The organism is Sulfitobacter sp. PS-8MA, assembly GCF_040933935.1.
Classification (GTDB): Bacteria; Pseudomonadota; Alphaproteobacteria; order Rhodobacterales; family Rhodobacteraceae; genus Sulfitobacter.
Map to the genome: position 1 here is coordinate 1,199,199 of NZ_JBFQYJ010000006.1, position 23,235 is coordinate 1,222,433.

General features: G+C 61.7%; 23 protein-coding genes and 2 tRNA genes. 20 read left to right on the forward strand and 5 right to left on the reverse strand.

Annotated features, from left to right (window positions below):
- Positions 1 to 57 precede the first annotated feature (57 nt).
- The 8 genes from AB4M76_RS09810 to AB4M76_RS09845 all read left to right on the forward strand — a co-directional run bounded on the left by AB4M76_RS09810 (position 58) and on the right by AB4M76_RS09845 (position 8,633).
- Entirely contained in the window at positions 58 to 1,476 is a 1,419-nt protein-coding gene (locus tag AB4M76_RS09810) for a deoxyribodipyrimidine photo-lyase (RefSeq protein ID WP_368441647.1), read from the forward strand.
- A 72-nt stretch (positions 1,477 to 1,548) separates the two neighbouring features.
- A complete protein-coding gene (locus AB4M76_RS09815) occupies positions 1,549 to 2,760 on the forward strand; it encodes a class I SAM-dependent methyltransferase (protein WP_368441648.1) in 1,212 nt (403 codons plus the stop codon).
- Between the two features lie 33 nt (positions 2,761 to 2,793).
- Positions 2,794 to 3,234, forward strand: coding sequence for a TrgA family protein (locus AB4M76_RS09820; protein WP_368441649.1), 441 nt, complete (start codon positions 2,794 to 2,796; stop codon positions 3,232 to 3,234).
- A 3-nt stretch (positions 3,235 to 3,237) separates the two neighbouring features.
- The gene (locus AB4M76_RS09825) at positions 3,238 to 4,371 is read left to right on the forward strand and encodes an NUDIX domain-containing protein (RefSeq protein ID WP_368441650.1); all 1,134 of its coding nucleotides are present in this window, start codon (positions 3,238 to 3,240) and stop codon (positions 4,369 to 4,371) included.
- A 14-nt stretch (positions 4,372 to 4,385) separates the two neighbouring features.
- Positions 4,386 to 5,420, forward strand: a complete 1,035-nt coding sequence (locus AB4M76_RS09830; RefSeq protein WP_368441651.1) for a cysteine synthase A — start codon at positions 4,386 to 4,388, stop codon at positions 5,418 to 5,420.
- An 8-nt stretch (positions 5,421 to 5,428) separates the two neighbouring features.
- The gene (locus AB4M76_RS09835) at positions 5,429 to 7,750 is read left to right on the forward strand and encodes a DUF3772 domain-containing protein (protein WP_368441652.1); all 2,322 of its coding nucleotides are present in this window, start codon (positions 5,429 to 5,431) and stop codon (positions 7,748 to 7,750) included.
- A complete protein-coding gene (locus AB4M76_RS09840) occupies positions 7,747 to 8,469 on the forward strand; it encodes an alanyl-tRNA editing protein (RefSeq protein WP_368441653.1) in 723 nt (240 codons plus the stop codon). The genes AB4M76_RS09835 and AB4M76_RS09840 overlap by 4 nt, the downstream gene beginning before the upstream one ends.
- 74 nt (positions 8,470 to 8,543) lie before the next feature.
- Positions 8,544 to 8,633, forward strand: a tRNA-Ser gene (locus tag AB4M76_RS09845).
- A gap of 338 nt (positions 8,634 to 8,971) precedes the next feature.
- Here the strand turns inward: AB4M76_RS09845 and AB4M76_RS09850 are convergent.
- Positions 8,972 to 10,441: an aspartate aminotransferase family protein gene (locus tag AB4M76_RS09850; RefSeq protein WP_368441654.1), complete on the reverse strand. Its 1,470-nt coding sequence runs from the start codon at positions 10,439 to 10,441 to the stop codon at positions 8,972 to 8,974.
- Between the two features lie 78 nt (positions 10,442 to 10,519).
- Positions 10,520 to 10,816 carry an antibiotic biosynthesis monooxygenase gene (locus AB4M76_RS09855; protein WP_368441655.1) on the reverse strand — a complete coding sequence of 99 codons (297 nt, stop codon included), beginning with the start codon at positions 10,814 to 10,816 and terminating at the stop codon, positions 10,520 to 10,522.
- A gap of 298 nt (positions 10,817 to 11,114) precedes the next feature.
- Here AB4M76_RS09855 and AB4M76_RS09860 point away from each other — a divergent pair, with 298 nt between their 5' ends.
- A complete protein-coding gene (locus AB4M76_RS09860) occupies positions 11,115 to 11,951 on the forward strand; it encodes a methyltransferase domain-containing protein (protein ID WP_368441656.1) in 837 nt (278 codons plus the stop codon).
- Between the two features lie 133 nt (positions 11,952 to 12,084).
- Here AB4M76_RS09860 and AB4M76_RS09865 read toward each other — a convergent pair whose 3' ends face one another.
- On the reverse strand, positions 12,085 to 12,444 hold the full coding sequence (locus tag AB4M76_RS09865; RefSeq protein ID WP_368441657.1) for a hypothetical protein: 360 nt from the start codon (positions 12,442 to 12,444) through the stop codon (positions 12,085 to 12,087).
- A 124-nt stretch (positions 12,445 to 12,568) separates the two neighbouring features.
- Between AB4M76_RS09865 and AB4M76_RS09870 the strand changes: the two genes are divergently transcribed.
- The 3 genes from AB4M76_RS09870 to AB4M76_RS09880 all read left to right on the forward strand — a co-directional run bounded on the left by AB4M76_RS09870 (position 12,569) and on the right by AB4M76_RS09880 (position 15,648).
- Entirely contained in the window at positions 12,569 to 14,185 is a 1,617-nt protein-coding gene (locus AB4M76_RS09870; RefSeq protein WP_368441658.1) for a winged helix-turn-helix domain-containing protein, read from the forward strand.
- Between the two features lie 345 nt (positions 14,186 to 14,530).
- Positions 14,531 to 14,986 (forward strand): PRC-barrel domain-containing protein, encoded by a 456-nt coding sequence (locus tag AB4M76_RS09875; protein WP_368441660.1) that lies wholly within the window; start codon positions 14,531 to 14,533, stop codon positions 14,984 to 14,986.
- Between the two features lie 197 nt (positions 14,987 to 15,183).
- Positions 15,184 to 15,648 carry a PRC-barrel domain-containing protein gene (locus AB4M76_RS09880; RefSeq protein WP_368441661.1) on the forward strand — a complete coding sequence of 155 codons (465 nt, stop codon included), beginning with the start codon at positions 15,184 to 15,186 and terminating at the stop codon, positions 15,646 to 15,648.
- A 227-nt stretch (positions 15,649 to 15,875) separates the two neighbouring features.
- Here AB4M76_RS09880 and AB4M76_RS09885 read toward each other — a convergent pair whose 3' ends face one another.
- Positions 15,876 to 16,475: a hypothetical protein gene (locus AB4M76_RS09885; protein ID WP_368441662.1), complete on the reverse strand. Its 600-nt coding sequence runs from the start codon at positions 16,473 to 16,475 to the stop codon at positions 15,876 to 15,878.
- Between the two features lie 101 nt (positions 16,476 to 16,576).
- Here AB4M76_RS09885 and AB4M76_RS09890 point away from each other — a divergent pair, with 101 nt between their 5' ends.
- Positions 16,577 to 16,915, forward strand: a complete 339-nt coding sequence (locus AB4M76_RS09890; protein ID WP_368441663.1) for a hypothetical protein — start codon at positions 16,577 to 16,579, stop codon at positions 16,913 to 16,915.
- 250 nt (positions 16,916 to 17,165) lie between these two features.
- Here the strand turns inward: AB4M76_RS09890 and AB4M76_RS09895 are convergent.
- A tRNA-Ser gene (locus AB4M76_RS09895) sits at positions 17,166 to 17,255 on the reverse strand.
- A gap of 145 nt (positions 17,256 to 17,400) precedes the next feature.
- Here AB4M76_RS09895 and AB4M76_RS09900 point away from each other — a divergent pair.
- The 7 genes from AB4M76_RS09900 (at position 17,401) to proB (ending at position 23,217) form a co-directional block, all read left to right on the forward strand.
- A complete protein-coding gene (locus AB4M76_RS09900) occupies positions 17,401 to 18,243 on the forward strand; it encodes a DUF2059 domain-containing protein (protein ID WP_368441664.1) in 843 nt (280 codons plus the stop codon).
- Positions 18,240 to 19,052, forward strand: coding sequence for a DUF2059 domain-containing protein (locus tag AB4M76_RS09905; RefSeq protein WP_368441666.1), 813 nt, complete (start codon positions 18,240 to 18,242; stop codon positions 19,050 to 19,052). The genes AB4M76_RS09900 and AB4M76_RS09905 overlap by 4 nt, the downstream gene beginning before the upstream one ends.
- 207 nt (positions 19,053 to 19,259) lie before the next feature.
- Positions 19,260 to 19,946, forward strand: coding sequence for a 50S ribosomal protein L21 (locus tag AB4M76_RS09910; protein WP_368441667.1), 687 nt, complete (start codon positions 19,260 to 19,262; stop codon positions 19,944 to 19,946).
- A 12-nt stretch (positions 19,947 to 19,958) separates the two neighbouring features.
- Positions 19,959 to 20,228 carry a 50S ribosomal protein L27 gene (rpmA, locus tag AB4M76_RS09915; RefSeq protein ID WP_067262095.1) on the forward strand — a complete coding sequence of 90 codons (270 nt, stop codon included), beginning with the start codon at positions 19,959 to 19,961 and terminating at the stop codon, positions 20,226 to 20,228.
- 293 nt (positions 20,229 to 20,521) lie between these two features.
- A complete protein-coding gene (locus AB4M76_RS09920; RefSeq protein WP_368441669.1) occupies positions 20,522 to 21,058 on the forward strand; it encodes a GNAT family N-acetyltransferase in 537 nt (178 codons plus the stop codon).
- 30 nt (positions 21,059 to 21,088) lie between these two features.
- Entirely contained in the window at positions 21,089 to 22,123 is a 1,035-nt protein-coding gene (obgE, locus tag AB4M76_RS09925) for a GTPase ObgE (RefSeq protein ID WP_368441670.1), read from the forward strand.
- Positions 22,111 to 23,217: a glutamate 5-kinase gene (gene proB, locus AB4M76_RS09930; protein ID WP_368441671.1), complete on the forward strand. Its 1,107-nt coding sequence runs from the start codon at positions 22,111 to 22,113 to the stop codon at positions 23,215 to 23,217. The genes obgE and proB overlap by 13 nt, the downstream gene beginning before the upstream one ends.
- Positions 23,218 to 23,235: the final 18 nt, after the last annotated feature.

Here is a 23,235-nt window from a genome sequence, read left to right on the forward strand (position 1 = left end):
TTGACGCGGAGGCGGGGGCGCTATGTTTCGGGATCAGCATAGGAGCCTGACCCGACCGTGAGCGAGACTTCCCCGATTATCATCTGGTTCCGCCGCGATCTGCGGCTGAGCGACCATCCAGCCTTGACCGCGGCCTGTCAGACCGGGCGTCCGGTCATTCCGCTGTTCATTCACGACGATCAGTCCGAGGCTCTGGGCGCGGCGCCGAAGTTCCGTTTGGGGCTGGCGCTGGCCTGTCTGACGGAAACGCTGGAGGAGAAGGGCAGCCGGTTGGTCCTGCGCCGCGGGCGCGATGCCCTCAAAGAGCTGCGCGCGGTGATTGAAAAGACCGGCGCCGGGGCGGTCTATTGGAGCCGGCTTTATGATCCCGCCGCCAAGGACCGCGACAGCCGGGTCAAGGAAGCGCTGCAGGACGACGCTATCGAGGCGTGTAGTTTCTCCGGTCACCTGATGTTCGAGCCTTGGACCGTGGAGAGCAAGACCGGCGGCTATTACAAGGTCTTCACCCCCTATTGGAAAACGGTGCGCGGCCGCGATGTGGCCGAGCCGCTCTCGACCCCAAGTGACATGCCCGCGCCCCAGACTTGGCCCGAGAGTGACCAGCTCGACGATTGGCAGATGGACGCCGAGATGCAGCGCGGGCGCGATGTGGTGCGGCCATTTGCCCGGGTGGGCGCGGCGGCGGCGCAGGCGCGGCTGGGCGCTTTCATGGCGCATATCGTCGACGATTATGCCGACAGCCGCGACCGGCCCGGCGAAGACGGTACCTCGGCCATGTCGGAACATCTGACCTATGGCGAGATCACCCCCGCGCAATGTTGGCACGCGGGGCAGCGGGCGATGCAGGAGGGCAAGCGCGGGGCCGAGACCTTTCTCAAGGAATTGGCATGGCGCGAGTTTGCCTATCACCTGATGTATCACACGCCGCGGATCGTCGACAAAAATTGGCGCGAGGAATGGGATGCCTTCCCCTGGAACGAAGACGAGCGCCGCGCCGAAGTGCTGGCATGGAAACAGGGGCGCACCGGGGTGCCCTTTGTCGATGCCGCGATGCGCGAGTTGCAGGTCACCGGGCGGATGCACAACCGGGGCCGGATGATCGTGGCAAGCTATCTGACCAAACATCTGATGTGCCATTGGCGGATTGGCCAGAAGTGGTTCGAAGAGCATCTGATCGACTGGGACCCGGCCAATAATGCGATGGGCTGGCAATGGGCCGCCGGTTCTGGCCCGGATGCCTCGCCCTTCTTTCGGGTGTTCAACCCCGAAACCCAGCTCGACCGTTTTGACAAGGACCGCGCCTACACCCGCCGCTGGATCGCCGAAGGGCGGGCCGCCCCCAGCGAGGATGCGCTGACCTATTTCGACGCGATCCCCCGGCGTTGGAAGATGTCGCCCGAGGACGATTACCCCGACCCGATCGTCGATCTCTCCGAAGGCCGGGAACGCGCGCTTGACGCCTATCGCAATCGTTAACCATAAACATTTGTCAAATGGGGCGGGGGAGTTAGTCTTCTTTCACGCGCCATCCATCGAACGGGCCTCTGCATGTATCTGAAGACCACCGAGGGGCAGAGAGATCTGCCACGTTACTTTTCCCATGTCTTCGCCCTCGCGCAGCAGATGCAGCATGGGCGGGTGGATTTCATCCTTCCCGATGGCCGCCGGTTTCGTGCCGATGGGGCCAAGCCCGGACCTATGGCGGAATTGCGCATTCACAACCCCGACCTCTTCGCGCGGCTGATCCGCGAAGGCGATCTGGGCTTTTGCGATGCCTATCTGGATGAATGGTGGTCCACGCCCGATCTTCAGGCTTTCATGGATCTGGTCCATGCGGGCAATGAGATGGTCTATGACGGGTTTCCCGGCCAAGGGCTGCTGCGCGGTCTGGAGAAGTTCCGCTTCTGGCTGCAACGCAACAACCGCAAACAGGCCAAGCGCAACATCGGCCAGCACTACGATCTGGGCAATGACTTCTACGGTCTTTGGCTGGACGACACGATGACCTATTCCTCGGCGCTGTTCGACGAGGGGGCCGAGATGTCACTGAAAGCGGCTCAGCGGGCGAAATACCGGTCCATGGTCGATCAAATGGGGGTCCGTCCCGGTGATCATGTGCTTGAGATCGGCTGCGGCTGGGGCGGTTTTGCCGAATATGCGGCGGCCGAGCGGGGGCTGAAGGTCACCGGGCTCACCATCAGCCGGGCGCAGTTTCACTATGCGCGGGAACGCATTGCAAATGCAGGGCTTTCGGGCATGGTCGAGATCAAATTGCAAGACTACCGCGATGAGCCCGGCAGCTATGATGGCATCGCCAGCATCGAGATGTTCGAGGCCGTGGGCGAGCAATATTGGCCGGTCTATTTCGACACGCTGCGCAAGCGGCTGAAACCGGGCCGGGCCGCGACATTGCAGATCATCACCGTGGCCGACAGACGTTGGGAGGTCTATAAACGCGGCGTGGATTTCATTCAGAAATACATCTTTCCCGGCGGCATGCTGCCCAGCCCCTCGGCGCTGCGCGAGCAGGTGGAACGCGCGGGGCTGGTGGTGGACCGCTCAATCGAGTTTGGCAAAAGCTATGACATCACGCTGCGGCGCTGGCATGAGACCTTTAACCGCAAATGGGGTGAGATCACCGAACTCGGCTTTGACGAGCGCTTTCGCCGGATGTGGAATTTTTACCTCACTTCCTGCGCGGCGACATTTGACAGTGGCAATTGCGACGTGACGCAGATTACGGTACGGCGACCCGCCTAGAGACCGCGCGGGAAGACCGCGAGGAGCCGGAAAATGCCGAGTGCCGCAAGACTTATGGGGGCCGTCTGTCTTTCGGCCTTGGCCTTTGTCCTGTCGGGGATGGTCATCCCCTTGATGCCCGAAAGCACGGATTTCGGCTATTTCGTGCCGCTGAATATGGTGCTGGGGCTGGGCATCGGCTGGACGGTGATGGGCGCGCGGGCAGGGCGGGGCACGACGGCGGCGATCAACAACGGTTTTGCCGGTGCCTTTGTGCTGATGCTTTGGGGGATCGGCGTGCAGGCAGCCTATGAGATGTTCCGCCGGGCGATGCGCAACCGCTATGACGATCCCTTTGAGGCTTTGGTGGCGGTGTTTCAGATCGCCGCGGAATATGGGCTGATGGTGGCCACGCTGCCAATCGCCATTGCACTTGTCGTGGGCGCTGTTATCTGCGGGTTGCTCACTGAATTTGCTTATAACCGTTGGCCCTGATCTATGCGAAATCTGTTTATTTACGGCTCGTTGCGGCATTTGCCGCTGCTCGAAATTGTGCTGGGGCGAGAGGCCTCCGGCATTGATCTCAGCCCGGCGGTGCTGCCCGGCTACCGGGTCTCTGCCGCAGCCGAAGGGCCCTTCCCGACGATTGCCGCCGAACCCGGCGCGCAGGCGGAGGGGCTCTTGATCCGAGGGCTGAGCGCGCAGGACATCGCCCGGCTGGATTTCTACGAGGGCGCCTTTGACTATGATCTGCTGCCGCTCACGCTCGCCGACGGGCAGGGGGCCGAGGTCTATCTGCCGCAGCCGGGGCGGTGGCAAGCGGCCGGGCCGTGGTCGCTGAGCGCCTGGGAGGCCGATTGGGCCGCGCTTTCCTGCCATGCGGCGCGCGAGGTGATGGGCTATATGGGCCAGAAGCCGCGGGCCGAGGTCGATGCCATGTTCCCGATGATCCGCCGCCGCGCCCACCAGCGGGTGCTGGCAGAGCAGGGGCGCCATGATCCGGGGACGCTCAATGGCAAGATCGAGATTGCCCGCCGCGAACGGGTCTACGCGAATTTCTTTGCCCTGGATGAATTCGACCTGCGCCATGAAACCTTCGCCGGCGGCCTGTCCCCGCAGGTAGAGCGCGCGGTTTTCGTCAGCGCCGATGCGGCGCTGGTGCTGCCCTATGACCCGCGCCGCGACCGCGTGCTACTGGTCGAGCAGCTGCGCATGGGGCCCTTGGCGCGGGGCGACAAGACCTGCTGGCAGCTGGAGCCGATCGCGGGCCATATCGATGTCGGCGAGAGCCCGGAGCAGGCCGCGCGGCGCGAGGCGCAGGAGGAAGCGGGGATCGCGCTTGGGCGGCTGGAGCCCGTGGGCAATGTCTATGCCTCCCCCGGCAATGCGACCGAGTTCTTTCACATCTTCGTGGGCTTGGCCGATCTGCCCGACGCGGTCACGGGCACCGGGGGTCTGGCGTCAGAGCATGAGGATATCCGCTCTCACCTCATGTCCTTTGGCGATCTGATGGCGCTGGCTGATGCGCAGGCGCTTGCCAATGCGCCTTTGGTTGCAAGCGCCTATTGGCTGGCCCGCCACCGTGACCGCTTGAGGTCTGAAGAGGCGGAGGCTACACCGGAAGCAACTTGATATTGGGGGCTATTATGCTTGTTGCATCTGATCTGGCCGAGGCCATTGGAAACACGCCGATGATCCGGCTGCGCCGGGCGAGCGAGGAAACCGGCTGCGAGATACTGGGCAAGGCGGAGTTCATGAACCCCGGCCAGTCGGTCAAGGACCGTGCGGCGCTGTTCATCATCCGCGACGCCATCGCGCGCGGCGAGTTGAAGCCCGGCGGCACGATCGTCGAAGGCACGGCGGGCAATACCGGCATCGGGCTTGCGCTGGTCGGCGCCTCGATGGGGTTCAAGACCGTGATCGTGATCCCCGAGACGCAGTCTCAGGAGAAGAAGGACATGCTGCGGCTGGCGGGGGCGGAACTGGTGCAGGTCCCTGCCGCGCCTTACAAGAACCCCAACAACTTTGTGCGCTATTCCGAACGGCTGGCCAAGGAACTGGCGAAAACCACGCCCGAGGGTGTCATCTGGGCCAATCAATTCGACAATACCGCCAACCGGCAGGCGCATATTGAAACCACCGGCCCCGAGATCTGGGAGCAGACCGGCGGCAAGGTCGATGGCTTCTGCTGCGCCGTGGGCTCTGGCGGCACATTGGCGGGCGTCGCGATGGCGCTTCAGCCCAAGGGCGTCAAGATCGCGCTGGCGGACCCGGATGGGGCGGCGCTGCACAGCTATTATACCGAAGGCGAGTTGAAGGCCGAGGGCAGTTCCATTGCCGAAGGCATCGGGCAGGGGCGGATCACCGCGAACCTCGAAGGTTTCACCCCCGATTTCAGCTATAACATCCCCGACGCGGAAGCCCTGCCAGAGGTCTTTGACATGCTGGAACATGAGGGGCTTTGCCTGGGCGCATCATCGGGGATCAATCTGGCCGGTGCGATCCGCATGGCGCGCGACATGGGGCCCGGCCATACCATCGTGACGGTGCTCTGCGACTTTGGCACGCGCTATCAGTCCAAGCTCTTCAACCCCGAATTCCTGCGCGAAAAGGGGCTGCCGACACCGGGCTGGTTGGACAGCGCCCCGCAATCCATCCCCGGCGTATTTGAGGATACATGACCCCAGTGATGCGACGTATTTTCAGCCTTGCCGCGCTCTTGGTCTGGCTGACCGGCGCGGCATTTGCCCAAGACCCCGAAACGCTCGATTTCAATGAGTGGGACAGGCTGGCCACCACCGCCGAAGAGGCGGTGGATTCAGACGACACCACCGAAGACATGCTGGAGGTGCTCCGCGCCCGGTTGGTGGAGTATCGCGAGAAGTTTGACGCGGCGCGGGGGGCGAATGCCACCCGCATCGCGACCCTGCGCGAGCAGCTCGCCGCTTTGGGTACGCCGCCCGAAGGTGAAAACGCAGAACCCGAACCGCCCGAAGTTGCCGCCAACCGGGCCGAGCTGACGCAGCAGTTGAACACGCTTCTGGCCCCGGTGCAGCGGGCCGAAGCGGCGTTTCTGCGGGCCGATGCGCTGATCGGTCAGATCGACACCGCTTTGCGGGACCGCCAGACCGAGCAATTGCTCGAAGTCGTCGGCACGCCGCTGAACCCGGCCCATTGGCGCATCGCGCTGGATGACCTGAGCGCCGCCGCCCGCGACATCGCCGCCGAAGCGCCCGATGACGTCACCGAGGCCCGCAAGACCCTGCGCGGCTCCCTGCCTGCGGTGCTTTTGCTGAGCATTCTGGGGCTGGTTCTGATCTTCAAGGGCCATGATTGGTCGACCATGATCGTCAACCGCCTGCAACAGTTTGGCGCGCGCGGCTTTGGCATCTGGCGCTTTGTGGTGTCGCTTTTGCGGATCATTCTGCCGACGGGCGGGTTGGTCCTGCTTGCCATGGCGGTCCATGCCACCGGTCTGCTCGGCCCGCGCGGCAATGCGCTGGTGCGTCTGCTGCCGGTCATCGGGGGCGCCATGCTCGGCGTTCGCTGGGTCGCGGAACGGGTGTTTTCCCGCGATGAGGACGAGGCGCTTATTCTTCTGCCGCGCGAACAGCGCAAGGCGATCCGCTTTTACGTCAGCATCATCACCGTCACCATCATCCTTGGCGCGCTGATCGCGGCGATCTTCGAAGGCAATGCCCCGGCGGAAACCACCGAAGCCGTGCTGCGCCTGCCGGTGATGCTGCTGAGCGCCTTTGCCCTTTTCCGCATCGGGCAAATCCTGCGCAGCTATGCCGATCCGCAGACCGACACGCCTGAGAGCGAAGACATGCGCAGCTCGACCTTCGGCCGCGTCGTGCGCGGGCTGGGGCTGGGGGCGGTGATCGTCGCCGTGGTGGCCCCGCTGCTGCTCGTCACCGGCTATTACAACGCCGCCGTCTCGCTGCTGCCGCCCTATGTGACCACGCTGGTTCTGCTGGGCCTCGTAATGTCCTTGCAGCGGTTCCTCGCGGATGTTTATGGCGCGGTGACCGGGCAGGGGGTGCAGGCGCGCGAGGCGCTGATGCCGGTGCTCTTTGGCATGATGCTGCTGCTCTTGTCGCTGCCGCTCATGGCGCTGGCCTGGGGCGCGCGGGTGACCGACCTCACCGAGCTTTGGGCGCTGTTCAGCCGGGGCTTTTCCTTTGGCGAGACGCGCATCCGCCCGACCGATTTCCTGTCTTTCGCGATCATCTTCGTGATCGGCTACGCCGTGACCCGCGCGGTGCAGGGGGCGCTGCGCAACAATGTACTGCCCAAGACGCGGATGGATATCGGCGGCCAGAACGCCATTGTCTCGGGGCTTGGCTATGTCGGTATTTTCCTTGCCGCGCTGCTGGCGATCACCGGGGCAGGGATCGACCTTTCGGCGCTGGCCTATGTCGCCGGGGCGCTTTCGGTCGGGATCGGTTTCGGTCTGCAAAACGTGGTGTCGAACTTTGTCTCGGGCATCATCCTGCTGATCGAACGCCCGATCTCCGAAGGCGATTGGATCGAAGTGGGCGGCCAGATGGGCTATGTGCGCGACATCTCCGTGCGCTCCACCCGGATCGAGACCTTTGACCGCACCGATGTGATCGTGCCCAATGCCGATCTGATCAGCGGCACGGTGACGAACTTCACCCGGGGCAATACCGTGGGCCGCCTGATCGTCCCCGTGGGCGTCGCCTATGGCACGGACACGAAACGGGTGGAAGCGCTGTTGCAAGAGATCGCCGAGGCGCAGCCCATCGTGCTGGCAAACCCCGCGCCCGCGATCCTTTTCCTCAACTTCGGGGCCGATGCGCTGGAGTTTGAAGTGCGCTGCTATTTGCGCGATGTGAACTGGATGATGATGGTCAAGAACGACATCAACCATGCCATCGCCGAACGGTTCAAAGCCGAAGGGATCGAGATCCCCTTCGCACAGCGCGATCTATGGCTGCGCAATCCGGAAGTTCTGAAACACCAACAGTCGGAGCCACAGGAATGACCCGCGAACTCTACCGCGAAGACAGCTATCTGCGCGACGCCAAGGCCCGCGTGGCAGCGCTGACGCCCGAGGGCGGCATCATCCTCGACAGCAGCCTGTTCTACCCCACAGGCGGCGGCCAGCCCGGCGACAGCGGCTGGATCAGCTGGGACAACCAGCAGCTCAGCATCGCCACCACCGTGCGCGACCGCGATACCGGCGGCATTGTCTTGGTGCCCGCCGAACCCCGCGCTCTGCCGCCCGTGGGCGCCTATGTCACCCAGGAGCTTGACTGGGACCGCCGCCATAAACACATGCGCGTGCACACTGCGCTGCATCTGCTGTCCGTGGTGATCCCCGAGGCGGTGACCGGGGGGCAGATCTCGGCGACGCACGGGCGGCTTGATTTCAACATGCCCGATGCGCCGCAGGACCGCGAAGCCCTCGAAGACCTGCTGAACCACTATGTCTCGCTCGATGCCAAGGTGAGCGAGGATTGGATCACCGAAGAGGAACTCGACGACGCCCCGGAACTGGTCAAGACCATGTCCGTCGCCCCGCCACGGGGCCGGGGCGACATCCGCCTGGTTCGGATCGGCGAGGCGACAGCTCCCATTGATCTGCAACCCTGCGGCGGCACCCATGTGGCCCGCACCGGCGAAATCGGCGCGCTGCGTCTGGGCAAGATCGAGAAAAAGGGCCGGCTCAACCGCCGGGTCTATGTGCATCTTGATGCCTGAGAAAAATTATCCGCCAAAACCGGGGATTTCGCTCTTGCAACTCCTCCCGCCCCCAAGCTAAACCCCGCATCAACGGAGCGGTGGCCGAGTGGTCGAAGGCGCACGCCTGGAAAGTGTGTAGGCGGGAGACCGTCTCCAGGGTTCGAATCCCTGTCGCTCCGCCATTATCCCCCCAGAAACGCGTTCTTTTAGGTCGGCTAGAGCTGGATTTTTCGTTCTTTTGGGGGGATGCGGACAGGGCTGAGCACTTCGCCGGTCGCCAAGCGGGAAGCAGTCTTTTAGATCCGATATTTTCTGAGGCTGATGACTGCGCCGATTTAATGAATCGGGTTTAAGAGCCTGAAGAACAAATAGAATGTGCCATCTTGGCTCAGCACTTCGGGTCCGGGCGCCTAGGCCACGACTCAGACAAAGACCAGCTATTCAACCAGAGCAATCCTTGCCCCAAAGGTTCTTGCTCATTTACATTCAGCCACCCGGATCCCTATTGAAACCACCCCCGCTAATCCGTCTCCAAAATCTCCCGTCCCAGCGACTTCACTTCGCGAATGAACATCCGAATGTCGCTTCGCCTTGTCCTGTGGTTGCACAAAGCGGCCCGCAGGCAGTGGCGCCCTTGCACCGTCGTGTCCGAGACGGCGGCGGTACCGCTTTCTTGAAGGCGGATCATGATCTCGGTGTTCAGCTTTGCCAAAGCGGCGGTGGATAGGCCCGAGGCTACATAGCGGAAACAGACGATGTTGATTGTCGACGGCGCCGCCAGTTCGAGCTTGGCGTCCTCTTCGATCAGGCCGGTCAGATAGGCGGCTTGCGAGATGTTCTGATCGATGAGGCGGCCGAATTTCGCCACCCCATGTTCTCTCAGCATCAGCCACACTTTGAGGGCTCGGAAGCCCCGAGACGTCTGTAGGCCATAGTCCTGCAGGTATTCCGCCGCGGCGATGCCGCGCGGTTTCTCTTCGAGATACTCGGGATGCACGGCAAAGGCGTCGCGGTGCTGGCCTGCATCACGGATCAACGCACAGCCGGCCTCAAACGGGACATGGAGCAATTTATGCGGGTCGAGTGCGATCGAGTTTGCGCCTTCGATGCCGTCCACACGATGTCTGTTATCGGGTGCGATCGCCAGCAATGCCCCGATGCAACCGTCGACATGGAGCCACAGACCTTCGTCATCGCAGATCTGGCGAATACCGTGAAGATCGTCAATCGCGCCGGTATTGACCGTGCCGGCTGTTGCGATCACGCAGGCCGGCAGACGGCCTTCTTCTCGATCCCGGCGTATCTGCGCGCTGAGTGCGCCGAGGTCCATGCGCAGATCTGCATCTGTTGGTATGCGCCGCAGCGCCTTGTTCCCCAAGCCCAAAAGCTCGACGGCTTTCTGGTGACAGCTATGAATCTGATCCGAGCCGTAGAAGGACATCGGCTGTTTCAGCGCAGCTATACCCTCGGCGCGCACATCAATTCCTGCCATGGTATTGCGCGCGACGGTAAGTCCCAGGATATTCGCCATGGAGCCGCCGCTGACCAATGTGCCCCCCGCTGTCTCGGGAAACCCCATCATTTCTTTCAGCCAGCCGATGACTTGCCCGTCCATCAGGGCGCCGGCGAAATTGCCCCCTCCGAGGTTCGAGCCATCAATGGCTGCGAGGAACTCGCCTAGCGCGCCGGTAAAGCTTCCTGATCCCATATACCACATCCAAAAGCGGGGATGAATATTGCCCATCGGGTAGGGGATCAGGTTCGCCTGTAGGTCTGCATAGACATCGTTCAGCGGGCTTGGCGCCATCGGCAGGGGCGATTTGAAATAGGCACGAACGGCAGGGGGCATGTCCTGCCAGAGGGGGCGGTCGCGCAGGTCGCGCAGATGCGCTATGGCATCGTCGACCACCCTGTAGGCGGTATCGCGCATCTCATCCCAGTCTGGCGGATCGAGGCTTTCCTCCTCCTTCACCGGATAGGTCTCATTCATGGCGTTCTCCGATGCAACCGCGTGATCTGTTTCAGCGCACTGGCGGCCTTGCTGCGCCAGCAGGGCAGGGCGCTCCTGTCAGCCCTCCACCAGATTGTAGTGTTTGATCGATCTGGACTCGACCAGTTCCGCTTCGGCAGGGTCTATATGCGGACTCTCATAATCCTCCCCAACAAAGGCTTTGAGGGCGGCGAGATCGGCCCAAATCATCACGAAACTGAACTCACGGGGGCTTTCGCTGCGCGGCGCGCCGGGCAAGACGCTCACGATACCGTCGGTATTTTTCATCAGAGGAATGGCCGTGTCGTAAAAGAAAGTGGCGAATTCTTTCTCTTTCCCCGGTCGCGTCACCACTTGGAATATTCGCATGATCATGCCGCACCCCCCAGCGTAGCAGTCCCAGAAACTGCCCTGACTCTAGCACAGATAGAGGGTTCTGTCTGCTGTCAGGGCGATTGCGCCGCGCTGCGGTGGTTTGCCATCCCTCAACGGGCCGGTTTCTGGTATGCTCCTTTGGGGTGGGTGCCCCGCTGTGGGGATCGAAAGCGCCTGCCTGATGCCGGGGTCGCATTGATCCAAGCGGAGACGCGCTTCGCCGGTTGCGCTGCTTTCTGGCCTCGTTTTTTCGCAAGGCCGTGAAAGCTGCTTGGCCCGCAAACCGAAAGGAGTAACGATGCCCGAAGCCCCTCAAAGCGACACGTTCGCGGCTCTGGAACGGCGGGAGTGGGCCAGAGCGGAGCTTGCGCGGGCCTATGCTGAGGTCTTTGCCAAAGCGGCCGATATGGTGGTGCCGACCATGGTCAATGCGGTGCGGGCCGAGCCGGGCATGCAGGTGCTCGACCTCTGCTGTGGCCATGGCAATGTGTCGGCGGGCTTGGCGGCGGCAGGGGCCAAGGTGACCGGGCTCGATTTTTCACCTGCCATGTTGAACATGGCGCGCGCTGCCGTGCCGGCGGCCCATTTCATCGAAGGGGATGCGATGGACTTTCCCTTTGCCGGAGGGGTTTATGACGCCGTGACCATCGGCTTTGGCATGCCGCATGTGCCGGACCCGCCGCGGGTTCTGGCGGAGGTAAGACGGGTCTTGCGGCGGCGCGGAAGGATCGCCTTTTCGGTCTGGTGCGGGCCCGAGGTGGATACGGCGTTTGGCTATGTCTTTGGTGCCATCGATGCGCATGGCTCGCCGGATATCGCCCTGCCGCCGGGGCCGGGGGCGAATGACTATGCCGATCCGGAACTGGCCTTTTCGGTGCTGGAAGCGGCGGGCTTTGCCGAATGCCGCCAGGAGATTGTGCAATCGAAGTGGCAGGTGCAGGATCCCGGCGCGCCTTATGATTTCTTCTTGCATGGCACCGCGCGGGGCGGCGCCTTGCTGCGCCCTCAGCCGCCCGAATGTGCAGCGGCGATCCGCGCTGCCGTCGTGGCGAAAGTGCTGCAGAACCATGGCGCTGGTCCAAGCTGGGATGTGCCGATCCCGGCGGTGGTCACTTCGGCCGTCGTCGCGGAATAAGGGCCGTTCACGAAACTTGAGAGGTCGGCGGACGATCTAGCCTGAGATCTTCTCTGCCGGCGGCGCACGGAAAAGCGACCGGTCTGGCGATGCCCGGTCGCTCGGCGATGTTCGGGACGGCGTGCCATATCGCTCAGCCTGTGCAGAACTCACAGAGTGTCGGCGCAAAGAACCCTTCGCGTTGTTCGATTGGCAGCGCGGACATCCCCGTGCCGGTCCAGTCGGCACCGATACGGTAAAGCGCTTCGGCCACAATGCCATTCGCAAATATATAGGCTTCAGCATAGCCCTCATTCTTCGCCTCAAGCACGATGAAGTGTGCGCCATTGATTGTGACAGTTTCAATCTCGCGTATATGCAGCGCGTCCAGCAGCTGCGGGGAGGCGGCCTTGACGGGCGCTGCTGTACGGATCGCGAACTGGTCGGCGGCCGCGCCGCAGCTTGTGGCCAAGACGGCCGCGACTGCAATTTGGGTCATGTTCAGGGGGGTCATCTTCCTTCTCCTTGCGTTTGAATGCAGGTCCATAGCGCCCGCAACTGGGGTAGAGATCGCAATTCCCGAAAAGGCTGCCCTAGGAATGCTGCGCGGTGCTATACTCCCATGGGAGGGGCACCGCATGCGTTTCGCCAAACGAAGATCATTGAAATCTTCCGAAATTGATCTCGGCCCCGTGGTTCTGGATCAGGCGACCGCTCGGGTTTTTACGCGGAGTGGCAGGGAGTTGGACCTGCGGCACCAGTCCCGGCAGGTCTTGGCGGTGCTTGCTGCGGCTATGGGGGAGACCGTGACGCGCGAGGCTCTTATCGCCAAGGTCTGGTCCGGGCGCAGCGTTTCGGATGACAGTGTCGCGCAATGTATTGCCGAAATACGCCGGGTGCTGAACGACAGCGAGAAACGCATCATTGAGACAGTGCCCCGCGAAGGCTATCGCTTGGTTCCGCCCGCGAAAGCGCCTGCGTCCCGGCCCCTGTCGAGACATCGCGTTGCCATGGTCCTGCTGCTGCTCGCAATCGCGGCTCTTGCCCTTGTCCTGTTCCGGCCGAGCCCTGCGTCACGTCCGCCGGTAATCGCCGTCCTGCCTTTCGACGACTACAGCCCGCCGCAACACCAAGGTTTCCTGAACGATGCGGTCAGCGAGAATATCATCACCTCTCTGGCGCGCTTTCCCCAGTTCTCGGTCATCTCGCGGCGGTCCAGCCATGTTTTTCGCAACTCCGATCTCGGGATAGCTGAAATCGCTGATCAACTCGGGGCGGATTTCATTCTGGAAGGCAGCCAGCAATATGACGGGAAACGGGTTCGCACGACAGCGCAGCTTATCGATGGCAGGACCGCTGCCCATGTCTGGGCGGAGGAGTTCGATGTCCCGCTTGACGATCTGCTAAGGGCAAACAGCCGGATCAGCCGCAAGATCGCCAGCGCCGTCGGGGCAAAGGTCGTTGATACCGCAGAGGCGCGTATGGCGGCGGGGGATGTCAGCGCATTGCTGATCTCGAACGCGGCACAAAGCCGGATCATGCGGAACTTCAGTCGGGAAAACCTGCTCATCAACATCCGCGAACAGGAGCAATCGATCAAGGATTACCCGGATTCCGCCTGGGGCCATCTGGGTCAGGCGCTCTCCCTCCGCATCGGGCTGCGCTACGGCTGGATCGAAGGGGACGAGGCCGCGACGCGCGCGCGGATGACGGCTCTGGCCCGCCGGGGCGTGGAACTCGATCCGAACAATTTTCTGGCCTATCACGCTTTGGGTCGGGTCTTGATGTTCAACCGAGATATCGAGGGGGCGGTGAGCGCTTATCACCGCGCCGTCGCGCTCAACCCGTCCTCCTCCTTCGCGCGCAACGCCTTGGCGCAAGCGCTTTCCTTTACGGGCAAGACCGAAGAGGCGCTCGCGGAAATAGCCGAGATCGAGCGGATTGACCCGCTCTATGGCCATGACACGAACTGGACCAAGGCCCGGATCGAATGGCAAGACGGCGCCTGCGCGGGCGCACTCAACACATTCAAGGCCGCCCCTTCGATGCCTACCGCCGCCAATAAGACATTAGCTGCGATACACCATTGCCTGGGGAACCAGGAGAAAGCGAAAAGCGCGGTCGCTGGCTTTCTTTCGGAGCACCCAAACTGGTCCCTTGCGCGGGAACGGGCGGTCATCACGGGCATGTGGACCGCGCCGGGTCTACGCGACCGCTGGCTCGCCGCCTTGGAAGCTTCGGGGATGCCACCGTAGCTGCGGGATGCTGCCGCATGCGTCATAAAGTGAGCGGGACCGGCGGCTTAAGGCGGAGGCATCGCTATGGCCGATTGCGCCGGAGTTTTCGCGGGGCGGCATCTTGGTTCATTCTGGCAGACCAGACGCTTCCGCAATCCGCAATTCTTGAACGTAGCGGGTGGCCAGGAGTGCCGTCGGCAAAATTGCGACGAATGCGGCATTCACTCGACCACAGGTGCGGGGTGCCGCCCGGCATACCTCTCCCGGCAACGTGTTCGGCCTCGGTCTGATTTGGCCATTTAAGGAACGATCCTTCAAGCCGCCCGTTGTTACTCAAGCAGATAACGAAAAAGGAGACCTTACATGAAGACGCTTACAGCAAGCACACTCGCCCTCACCCTCGCAGGCACCGCCGCCTTCGCAGAGGCCCATATGACCGACTATTCCAATATCGATAGCGCGGCGATGAATGAGATGCGCGGCGACCTGATCCGCTCGCGTGATATCACGGGCGGCGAGGTCTACACCATTGGTGAAGCCAACGATGAGTGGAATGTCGGCACGCAATATGACGCCATCGATGCCGGTTGGAACGAAATCGGTGAGATCGAGGATATCGTTCTTTCCAAAGATGGTCAGATGGTCGGCATCGTGGCGGAAGTCGGCGGTTTCCTGGATCTTGGTGACAAACACGTCATGATTTCCGTGCCCGACGTGAATCTGGTGGCCGTGGACGACCGGACCTACGCCTATGTCACGCGGTTGAACGAGGAAGAACTGGAAGCGCTGCCAAGCGTTGATGAAGGTTTCTGGGATTAAACCAGATGGCGCGCAGCCGCTGAACGCTACAACACCCCGGCCAGGCCTCATGTGCCGGGGTTTTCTGTGCGCTGATATTGACCAGATCAAAAGGGCGGGAAATGAGTGGCACGGGCCGTTATATCGAAGTTCTGGAACCTCAGTCAAAGCGCACTCGTTATCGATGTAACGCAACTCTGATCAAGGAGGTCCATGTCATGAAACGCATTGCTGTTTCTACATTTGCACTCATCATCGCAGCCGCTGGCGCGGCGACTGCTGACCAGCATGCTGGCGACCGCAGAACCTATAGCGGCATCATCACGAATGAAACTTCGCCAAATACGCTGAGAGCCGAAGGCATGATCGGCTCTGCGATATATACCTTCGATGCTGAATATGACGAAAGCGAATGGTCTACTGTCGACTATTTTGACGCAGTCGATCCCGGTTGGGAGGAAATCGGCGAGGTGGAAGATATCATCATCTCCAGAGACGGCCGTGTCGTTGGCCTCATCGCAGAGATCGGGGGTTGGCTGGATATAGGTGACGAAGAAGTCGTCATCGATATGAAGGATCTGCGTGCGGTCGGCGATAATGTTGGCGATGTCTCATTCGTAACGCGGCTCCGCGAGGAGCAACTGGAAGCCCGCCAAGAGGTCGATCAGGCATGGGGTTGGTAAGCGCACCCGGGAAGCCCTTTAGAACGATTAACCTAGACTGAAATCCCCATGCCCTGAAGGCCACAAAGGCTATTCGCTACCAGAGTTCCCGGAGCAATCTGGACAACTGCCCGCCGCGCGGTCCTTTAGAATCCTTCTTGGAGGCGCGGCAGCGGGCTGTTTCAGCCGATGCGGAAGGATGACATCGATAACCCTCACTCCGTCTCCGAACGCAATATCCCGTCGGTTCACTGGCCGGGTAGATGATCGGTCGTGAACAACATGTCGTCCCCCGCGCCTGAGTGACAAGCGATACAGCCCGCGTCCATGCCCTTGGCCACGCGGCCCGCAAGACGCATGCCCTTAGGGTTTTTGTCCAGCGTGCCGTCGGGCAGGTATTTCACCCAGAACCAATCCGCGTTCTCCGGGTCGAAGCCAGCTTCGCGCCGGAACATCACCGTAATCGCCGCAAGATGTTTGTCCGGATCACTCAGCACCTCGTCGGCAGTCACGCCTTCCGGGCCATAATTTCGCTTGATGACAAGGTCGCCCGAATGATCGTCGATGCTGGCCGTGGTGTAAAAAGTCTCAAGCATCATACCATGCGGCTCCACCCCCTCATAAGGAAAGCTGCGCAGCATACCATCACCGGCGAGGTTCATCTCCTCCATCGCGGACCAAAGGCGGGCAGCGTAATCTGCATCTATGTCGGTTCCGAAAGTCGCATCTTGCGCATGCGCCAGACCGGCCCCCATGGCGAGGGCCGCGCAGCCGGCCAGGAATTTTTGATGGCGTTTCATGTCCGTTTCCTCCTCTGTTGATGCTTCAACGTAGCGCAGGTTTCGCATCTTCCCCGCATCACGATAGGTTGATGTAGAAAAAGGGGCTTCTGCGGCGACTTGATTTGACGGGCCGCATCGCTATCGCCCAGAGTGGCTGCATGCACCTGATGACCCTGACCCTGTCCGCCTTTGCGATGCTCCTCCCGTTTAGCTTAAACGCAGCGCCGGGCATCGATGAAGAGGCTCTTTGTCTGCGCAATGAGAGCGAACGGACGCATCTGTTCGTCGTTGAAGCCCCCGGTGCCGGGCGGCTGGTGCAAGAGATCGCTCCGGGTGAAAGCCTCTGTGCCGCAGGCGCGATACCCGGGGCTACCGGCGTGGTTTCGGTTTTTGAGGGCATCAATGCATTGGAAGGCTGCTCCCGTCTGGTGCCGGTGGGGCAGTCGGAGACGATGATAGAATATGTCGATTTCGACAGATGCTTCTGGGGGTCGAACAGTGATTGAACGGGCCGGGCTTTGCCTTGAGCTGCTCCATGGGCGTGGCGTTCACAATCCACGACAGCGCGTCATGGTGAGGCGATGCCATCGAAACCTATGAAGCTTTGCGACGAGGAATGCCCGGGGTGTTTAATCCCAATTAGAGCAGGGGTCAGGGAATGGAAGAGGCGTTATTCTAGCTCTTTCCTAGTGTAATAAGCCTATCAGGAGCGCACAGACCTCCTGACATATAGAATCTTATATATCAGGGGGATAGTGGCGGAGAGACAGGGATTCGAACCCTGGGAACCCGTGAAGGCTCAACGGTTTTCGAGACCGCCCCGTTCGACCACTCCGGCACCTCTCCGCGGGGGTCTGGGTGGCCCGTTTAGTCGTGATTCAAGGCAGTGGCAAGAGGCGTTTTGCCCGGAAAGGTAAACTTCCGGAATTTTCATTGCGCTGCGGGAGTGAACGCCTAAGTTCAAGGGCACAAACGCTTGAAAGGACAGCCGATGCGCCGCCTCACCCTATCCTTTGTCCCAGCCCTTGCGCTGACGCTCGCCTTCGTGCTGGCCGCGACACTGCCTTTGCGGGCGGCGGAGCGGGGGGCTTTGGAGCGGTTTCTGGAAGTCACCGGTTTTGACGTGGCCCTTGAGAGCATTCGGCTGTCGGCTGATTCCGCACCGGAAATGCTGGGACTTGAGGCTGATGATTTCGGCTCAGAATGGTCGCGCTTGGTGGGCGAGGTGTTCGACACTGAGCTGATGCATGACATGGCGCTGGATATCTTGAGCGAGACGCTCAGCGATGATCTGCTGACGCATGCGGCGGATTTCTATGCCAGTGATCTGGGCCAGCGGCTGGTCGCGGTGGAGAACAAGGCGCATATGACCGAGGACGACGGGTTAAAGACCGAAAGCGGGGCGGAGATCATCGCGGGCCTGCAGCGCATTGGCTCCCCCCGCGTCGAAATCCTGCAACGGCTCAATGTCGCGAGCGATGTCGAAGGCATCTCGGTCCGCGCGATACAGGAGGTGCAGATCCGTTTCCTGCTCGCCGCCGCCGGGGCAGGGGTGATCGAATTGCAGATGGAAGAGCCGGACCTGCGGGCCGCGATGGCGGCACAGGCGGAGCAGATGGGCGAGCAGATCGCGGCCAATGCGCTGGCCTCGGCGGCCTATACTTACCAAGCCTTTTCGGATGACGAGTTGCGCGCCTATGCGGAAGCGCTGGAACATCCGAAGATGCAGAAAGTCTATACGCTGATGAATGCCGTGCAATATGAGATCATGGCGAACCGTTTTGAGACCATTGCGACGCGGCTGTCGGCCATGCAACCCAGCCAAGACCTATGACGCGCCGTCTGCTCATCGCGCCCCTGCTGTGGCTGCTCGCGCTGCCGGCCTGGGCGGATGCGCGCATGACCGTGCTGATGGATCTGCTGGAGCTGCGCGACGTCGCCGCGATACTGCAGGAGGAAGGGCAGGCGCATGCCGATGCGCTCAACCAAGAGATGCTGGGCGGGCAGGGCGGCCCGGGCTGGCAGATGCAGATCGACGCGATCTATGACGCGGACCGGATGATCGAAATGGTGCGCCGCGCCTTGGAAGAGACGTTGACGGAGGAGGCGCTTGAGGCGGCGATTGGCTTTTATTCTTCCGAGCTCGGGGGGCGGGTGATCGAAATGGAAAACGCCGCCCGCGCCGCGGTCGCGCAACCGGATGTAGAGGAGGCCGCGCGGGCGCGCTTTGCGGAGCTGGACGGAACAGACGATCCTCGTCTGGCCCAGATCGCCCGGCTGATCAGCGCCGGCGACATGATTGACCGCAATGTAAGCACGGCGCTGAACAGCAATTTCCAGTTTCTCCGCGGCCTGCGAGACGGCGGCGCTTTGACGGAGAGCGAAGAGGACCTTTTGGCAGATGTGAGCGCTGATCTTGACCAAGTGACCGAGGATACCCGCGCTTGGCTCTATGCCTATATGCTGCTTGCCTATCATCCGTTGCAGGACGCCGATCTGGCGCGCTACATTGATTTTGCGCAGACCGAGGCGGGGCGGGCCGTCAATCGCGGGCTGTTCAAAGGCTTCGGCGCGGCCTATGAGGATATCTCCTACGCTCTGGGCCGTACGGTTGCGCTCAATATGACAGCCGAGGAACTCTAGGCCGGGGGCAGGGCGGCGCCGAAAACCTGCTTGACTTGACCCGATAATCTGCCCATAAGCCCGCATCCCGGCGGCCTATCCGTTTACGGGAATGTTTTTTAATGACGCCCATTGGGGCGCGCTGTTCGAGGCGGATTGGCCGGAAAGCCCATCCACTAACACCCAAGCGGGGGGCCACAGAACGCGGATGACAGAAAAGGAAGACGCATGTTTGCGGTCATCAAGACAGGCGGCAAGCAATACAAGGTGCAATCCGGCGATATGCTGCGGGTTGAACGTATTGCGGCCAATGCTGGCGAAACAGTCCAGTTCAACGAAGTGCTGATGCTGGGCGGCGACAGCCCCGTGCTGGGCGCGCCCATGGTCAAGGACGCCGGCGTTCAGGCCGAAGTCGTCGATCAGATCAAAGGCGAAAAGGTCATCAACTTCGTCAAGCGCCGCCGGAAGCACTCTTCCAAGCGCACCAAGGGTCACCGTCAGAAACTGACCCTGATCAAGATCACCGACATCCTCGCCTCCGGCGCAGAGAAGTCGGGCGTTGCTGCTGCTGTTGGCACCGGTTCCGTGAGCGCCGCCGCCGTGGCCGCGATCACCGGCAAATCCGATGATGCGACACAGATCAAACAGGCCAAGAAGGCGAAAGCCAGCAAGGCTGCTCCGAAGGCCGAGAAAGCCGACCAGATGTCGGAAGCCGGCGCGGACGATCTGAAGGCGCTGAGCGGCGTGGGCCCGGCACTTGAGAAAAAGCTGCACGAAGCGGGGATCACCTCCTTTGCTCAGATCGCAGCATGGACCGAAGCGGATATCGCTGAAGTTGACGAGAAACTGTCTTTCAAAGGCCGCATCCAGCGCGAAGGCTGGGTCGATCAGGCCAAAGAAAAGACCAAAGGCTAAGGAGAGACCGAGATGGCACATAAAAAAGCAGGCGGTTCATCCCGTAACGGGCGCGACTCAGCTGGTCGTCGCCTTGGCGTGAAAAAATACGGCGGCGAAGCCGTCATCCCCGGCAACATCATCGTGCGTCAGCGCGGCACCAAGTTCTGGCCCGCCGAAGGCGTTGGCATGGGCAAGGATCACACGATCTTTGCAACCGTCGACGGCGCTGTGACCTTCCACAAAGGTCTGAAAAACCGCACGTTTATTTCGGTTCTGCCACGCGCGGAGGCCGCTGAATAAGCCGTACCCCAAAGGGTTTGAAAAAATTCAGGGATCGGCGACAGCGCCGGTCCCTTTTCTTTTTCCGGGAATATTCCCATGTATTTGGTAACCAAAGGGCCGTTTCGGCCCGCCAGAAATTTTGACCCTCAGGGTCACTTGCCGCGTGCATTTTATAAGGTTGTTACATCCGGTAGGGAGGTTTGTGCCGGATGTCGCGCCCCTGTTTTGCGGCAGTCTTGCCTGATCGGGGCAGGGGTGGTCATGCTGACCACCGGCCCCCTATTCGGTCTGTTCGGAGGAGGAACATGACGATGCAGATGGAATCTATAGTTAATCAACCGGTGATCGAGACCGAGCGTTTCGACCTGCGCCCGGTGCGCCGCTCCGATATGGGCATGATCGAGATGTATGCCAGCGACCCGCGCGTCGCCAAGGCCACATCCTCGATCCCGCATCCGCTGCCGCCGGGCAGTGTCGAGGCCTATATCACCCGCGCCATGTCCGCTGACCGGGAAGAGGACGTCTGGGTCATGGATGGCACCCGTGCGGACAGTTCCGAAGTCATGGGCGTCATCTCCCTCACCCGGCTGGACCGCAACCAATCGGAAGTCGGCTATTGGGTCGCTCCGGCCTTCTGGAACACCCATCTCGCCTCTGACGCGGTGCAGGCGCTGGTCGATGCGAACCCCTTGGGCAATGACGCGATTTTCGCCTCTGTCTTCCATGACAACCCGGCCTCGGCCAAAGTGCTGACCAATGCGGGATTTGTCTATCTCGGTGACGCGGAAACCTATTGCCTGGCCCGCGATGCTGCCGTACCCACATGGACCTATAGCCGCAAGCTCTAGGACCGCACCCCGCGCCTGAAAGGCAAGATCATGAAGTTTCTCGACCTGTGCAAAGTCTATATCCGCTCCGGCGCCGGGGGTGGCGGCTGCGTCTCGTTCCGGCGTGAGAAATACATCGAATACGGTGGCCCGGACGGCGGCGATGGCGGCACCGGCGGCTCGGTCTGGGCCGAGGCGGTGGACGGGCTGAACACGCTGATCGACTTTCGCTATCAGCAGCATTTCTTTGCCAAGAACGGCCAGCCCGGCATGGGCAAGCAGCGCACCGGCAAGGATGGAGACGATATCGTCCTGCGCGTGCCCGTGGGGACCGAAATCCTTGATGAAGATCAAGAGACGGTGATCGCGGATCTGACCGAACTTGGCCAGCGTGTGCAACTGGCCCGGGGCGGCAATGGCGGCTGGGGCAACCTGCATTTCAAATCCTCCACCAACCAGGCGCCGCGGCGCTCCAACCCCGGACAGGAAGGGGTCGAACGCACTCTCTGGCTGCGCCTGAAACTGATTGCGGATGTGGGGCTGCTGGGGCTCCCCAACGCCGGCAAATCGACCTTTCTGGCCGCCACCTCCAACGCGCGGCCCAAGATCGCGGATTACCCATTCACCACGCTGCACCCGAACCTCGGCGTGGTCGGGGTGGACAACACTGAATTTGTGGTGGCCGACATTCCCGGCCTGATCGAAGGCGCCTCCGAGGGGCGGGGTCTGGGCGATCTTTTCCTTGGCCATGTCGAACGTTGCGCGGTGTTGCTCCATCTGATCGACGGCACCTCAGAGACGGTGGCAGAGGATTACCATACGATCATCGGCGAGCTGGAAGCCTATGGCGGTGATCTGGCCGAGAAACCCCGCGTCACGGTGCTTAACAAAGTTGACGCTTTGGATGAAGAAGACCGCGCAACCCGTTTGGAAGAATTGGAAAAAGCCTGCGGTGGTCCGGTGATGATGATGTCCGGCGTGGCAGGCGAAGGGGTGACTGACGTGCTCCGGACCCTGCGCCAGAACATTGACGACGGGCGGCTGCGGTACCGCACGACTGAGGAAGAAGAGCCTTGGCAACCCTGACCACCGCCCGCCGCGTCGTCATCAAGATCGGCTCCGCCCTTTTGGTGGACCGACATAGCGGCGCCCTGCGCCGTGATTGGCTCGACGGATTGGCGCAGGATGTGGCCTGGCTTAAGTCCATGGGCTGCGATGTAGTGCTGGTCTCCTCTGGCTCCATTGCCTTGGGGCGCGGCGTCTTGGGGCTGCCTTCGACCGTCTTGCCCCTTGAACAGGCGCAGGCGGCGGCAGCGGTCGGGCAGATCCGCCTCGCACGGGCCTATGAAGAGGTGCTGGCACCGCATGGCATCACCACTGCGCAGGTGCTTGTCACCCGCGAAGACAGCGCCAATCGCCGCCGCTATCTGAACAGCCGCGCCACGCTGGAACAGCTTTTGTCCCTCAGCGTGGTCCCAATTGTGAACGAGAATGATACCGTCGCCACCGATGAAATCCGCTTTGGCGACAACGACCGGCTGGCCGCGCAGATTGCCGTGACCGTGGGGGCGGATCAGTTGATCCTGCTCTCGGACGTCGACGGGTTCTACAGCGCAAACCCCGCGCAGGACGCGACGGCGAAACGCTACGACAGGATCGACAGGATCACCCCCGAGATCGAAGCCATGGCGGGGGACGCGGGTTCCGGCCTGTCCAAAGGTGGCATGAAAACCAAGCTCATGGCGGCGCGCACCGCCACCGCATCGGGCTGTGCCATGGCGATCACCGATGGTTTCGTGATGCGCCCGCTCACCGCGTTGGAAAATGGCGCGAACGCCACTTGGTTCACCGCCCAAAGCGACCCGCAAGCGGCGCGCAAACGCTGGATCGCGGCCATGCAGCCGCGCGGAACGGTGACATTGGACGCGGGCGCGGTCGGCGCATTGCGCCGCGGGAAATCCCTGTTGCCCGCCGGGATCACGGCGATATCGGGCACGTTCGAGCGTGGCGACAGCATCGCGATGCATGACCCTGCGGGGCATCTGGTGGGCTATGGGCTGAGCCGCTATTCAGCGGGCGAAGCGGGGGAGATCAAAGGCTGCAAAAGCACCGAGATCGAAGCCATTCTGGGCTATCCCGGGCGCGCCGCCTTGATCCACCGCGATGATATGGCGCTTTGACGCGAAATATTAAGACAG